Annotated in this window: 5 protein-coding genes; all 5 read left to right on the top strand. The window is 68.6% G+C overall.

From position 1 onward, the window contains the following. A partial coding sequence (locus G6019_RS01050) for an SAV_6107 family HEPN domain-containing protein (protein ID WP_241725816.1) occupies positions 1 to 262 on the top strand: 262 nt, incomplete at its 5' end. Positions 263 to 438: 176 nt separating this feature from the next. Beyond that, positions 439 to 846 carry a DUF3040 domain-containing protein gene (locus G6019_RS01045; protein ID WP_107756209.1) on the top strand — a complete coding sequence of 136 codons (408 nt, stop codon included), beginning with the start codon at positions 439 to 441 and terminating at the stop codon, positions 844 to 846. A 529-nt stretch (positions 847 to 1375) separates the two neighbouring features. Next, positions 1376 to 1852, top strand: a complete 477-nt coding sequence (locus tag G6019_RS01040) for a division/cell wall cluster transcriptional repressor MraZ (protein ID WP_107756210.1) — start codon at positions 1376 to 1378, stop codon at positions 1850 to 1852. Between the two features lie 205 nt (positions 1853 to 2057). Beyond that, a complete protein-coding gene (rsmH, locus tag G6019_RS01035) occupies positions 2058 to 3080 on the top strand; it encodes a 16S rRNA (cytosine(1402)-N(4))-methyltransferase RsmH (protein ID WP_107758055.1) in 1023 nt (340 codons plus the stop codon). Beyond that, on the top strand, positions 3077 to 3355 hold a 279-nt coding region (locus tag G6019_RS01030), incomplete at its 3' end, for a hypothetical protein (RefSeq protein WP_375539736.1). The genes rsmH and G6019_RS01030, both read left to right, overlap by 4 nt.

The raw sequence follows: 3355 nt of genomic DNA, 5'->3' as shown, positions 1-3355 counted from the left end.
GAGGTCGGCGGCGGCGGCGCTCGTGTCCCCGGGGCCGCGTCGTCGTGGACCTTCCGATGTATGGCACAGACTCGCCGCGGAAGTGCCCGAATTGGCGGAATGGGCCTCCGCGTTCGGCGGTTTCTCGACCCTCGCCGCCGCCGTGGAGGACGGTCTGCCCCGCGACGTCTCACACCGTATGGCGGACGATTTCCTCTGGGCGGTCGGCCGATTCCTGGACCTGGTGGACGAGCGGTTGGGGGTTCTGGGGCCGGCGGCGTGACGCCGTGGACGACGGGTGGGGCAGGCTTCCCGTCGTCACGCGGAATCGCGGTGGTCACCACCGCGTTGCGCTCGTATGATGGGAGGAACCCTCGACCGGCCGATCCCCGTAGACTGTCCACGTCACACGGCCGAGCCGGCCGAGCTCGTAAGCACGAGCGTTCTGAGGAGGTCGCAGTGCCCCTGTCCGAGCACGAGCAGCGCATGCTCGACGAGATCGAGAATGCGCTCTACGCCGACGACCCCAAGTTCGCGTCGTCTGTTCGAAAGACCGGTGGGGCCGGTGGTCGGCGACCCGCCGGTGTAGTAGTGGTCCTCGGTCTCGTGGGGGTCGCGCTCCTAGTGGGCGGGCTGGCGCTCGACTTCAAGCCCGGCGGTTTTCCCGTCCTCAGTCTGGTGGGTTTCCTCGTGATGTTCGCGGCCGGTGTGATGGCTCTTCGTTCGGCGCCCTCCACGGGGTCGTCGACCGCGGCCTCCGGTGGAACCCGGGTGCCGGGTGCGGGGAAGTCGTCCTCCAAGGGGGCGGAAGGCCAGAGTTACTCTTCTCGCATGGAAGACCGCTTCCGCCGTCGGTTCGAGCAGTAACCACGACGTCTGACGAGCTCCGGGGAGGGGCGAGCGCATCGGCGCTCGCCCCTCCCTCCTATTTGCGAGGTTCGGGCCCGCTCCTGAGGTAGCGGTGTCCGAGGTATCGGCCCGTTTCCGAGCGCCGGCCCGCTCCGCTCCGCCTCTCTGGCGACGAACCACTCCTGTGGCTCCGCACGTGTCTCGGCGACCGTCCTACTCGATGTCATCCGAGAGTCCGGCGGGCGAGTTGGCGACGACCGTCCCCACCACTCGCGCCCCTGCTCTCCACTTTGCCCCACCAGCATCCGTCCGGTAATCCCACGGATGCGCTCGAGTCACATCAACCACAGACAACCACCGGAAATGCGTCCGTGTGGGTGCGCCACGTTAGGTTCCGGTAGCGGAGTTGTCTCGCTCTTGCGCGGTCTGAACTGCAAAGACTTCCCAAGGTGGGGAGAAGTGGGGCGCAGGCCTTGTTTGTGGGGCATTGTGGGGTACAGTGGGGGATGCGAGGAGCTCGAAGGGGCCTGATCCCAGGAGGTGGCGGGTGACCGACACCGACCCCAACGACTCCGAGCGCGAACGAGCCTTCGTCGGGTACGGGACGCACCGTCCCAAGCTCGACGACAAGGGACGGCTGACGATCCCCGCCAGGTTCAGGCCAGGCCTGTCGGACGGGGTGGTGGTGTGTGGGTGGTTCACCAACACGCTCTCGGTCTTCCCGGAGCGCGAGTTCGACGCGCTGGTCAGAAAGGTGCGGCCGACCGCCAACCTCAGCGAGAGGCACATGGCGTTCTTCCGGCTCCTGGTGAGTGGCGCGGAGGTTCAACAACTCGATTCACAGGGGCGGATCTCCATCCCGGTGAGTCAGCGAAATTACGCGGGCCTCGGCAAGGACTGCGTGGTCAACGGCCTGGGGGAACGCCTCGAGGTCTGGGATGCAGACGCCTGGGACCGCTACAGCGCGGAGAACCTCCCCGTGTTCTCCGAGATGGAGGGCACATCCCTGGGGATCGAATTCTGATCGCCGGGGTCGAGAACGCACTGTCGAGAGCGCATTTCGACAGCACGGCATGTGGACAGCACGAGAGCACGACGGACGGAGCCCCCCGGCCCCTGCCCGGCACCACCCTGGCGTACTTCCCCAACGCCAGGTGGGTACCGGACGGGGACCAGGGGGCTCCACCACAACCGGAGAGCCGATGGCATCCGGACGGGAGGGAGGCGACATGGCGGAAGAGCCCGGCTCCGACCGCGCCGCGGCCCGGTTCGGCCACGTCCCCGTCTTCCTCGACCGCACCCTCGAACTCTTCCGGCCAGTCGTCGACGCCGCCGCCACAGCGGGCCGCAGGCCGGTGATCGTGGACGGCACGTTGGGCTTGGGCGGACACACCTCGCACCTCCTCGCCGCATTCGACGACCTGCGGGTCGTCGGGGTCGACCGTGACCCGGACGCCCTCGAGATCGCCACCCGGAGGCTCACCGCGTTCCGGGACCGGTTCACTCCCGTGCACGCCCGGTTCGACGATCTCGACCTGATCGTGAGCAGTCTTCCCGCGGAGTCGAGGGACGACGCCGGGCCCGCGATCGACGGGGTGCTGCTCGATTTCGGTGTCTCATCCATGCAGCTCGACGTGGCAGAGCGGGGATTCGCGTACTCGGTCGACTCGCCGCTGGACATGCGGATGGACCCCACCACGGGGCCGACCGCCGCCGACATCCTGGCGGACTACCCGCGCGACGATCTCGCGAGGATCTTCAGGGTCTACGGCGAGGAGCGGTTCGCGCGACAGATCGCCTCCGCCATAGTGCGTCGCCGGGAGACCGATCCCATCTCGTCCAGCGCCCAGCTCGTCGAACTCCTCTACGACACCATTCCCCAGGGCGCACGACGCACCGGCGGGCATCCCGGGAAGCGCGTCTTCCAGGCCCTGCGTATCGAGGTCAATGCCGAGCTCGAGGCGGTGGAGAACGCGGTACCGGGGTACCTCGACCTCCTGAGGCGTGGCGGGCGGGCGCTGTTCATGGCGTACCACTCGCTCGAGGACAAGATCGTCAAGCGGGAACTCACCCTCCGGACCGCCTCGCGCACCCCGGCCGGACTGCCGGTGGAACTGCCGGGGCACGGCCCCGAGTTCGAGTCCGTGACCCGCGGGGCGGAGAAGGCGTCACAGTCCGAGATCGACCACAACCCGCGCTCGGCCTCGGTCCGGGTGCGATGCGTCCGGCGTATCGACGGGAGAACCCCATGACGAGCACCATCGACACGGCGGATCCCGCCGACAGCTCAGATACCCGGCGCGCGCCCACCGCCCCGACCGGGCGGCCCCCGGGCGTCGGGGCGGTGGGCCTGCGCCGTAAGCCGGTCACCCGCTCGGTGCGGGGGCGCAGGACGGTGGTCGTCCCCGCGGAACGACTGAGTCCTGCCGAGTTGGCGGGTCGGATCCCCTTCGTGGTGGTCATGCTCCTCCTCATCGGAACGGGCGTCGGCGGGACTCTCCTGCTGTCGGCGCAGACGACGCAGGAA

It is taken from the genome of Dietzia sp. DQ12-76, from assembly GCF_014145045.1.
GTDB lineage: Bacteria > Actinomycetota > Actinomycetes > Mycobacteriales > Mycobacteriaceae > Dietzia.
This window is presented reverse-complemented; position numbering and strand designations above follow the sequence as displayed.

Coding starts and splice junctions, on each gene's coding strand:
- rsmH (WP_107758055.1), top strand. CDS start 2,058: ATGGCGGAAGAGCCCGGCTCCGACCGCGCCGCGGCCCGGTTCGGCCAC.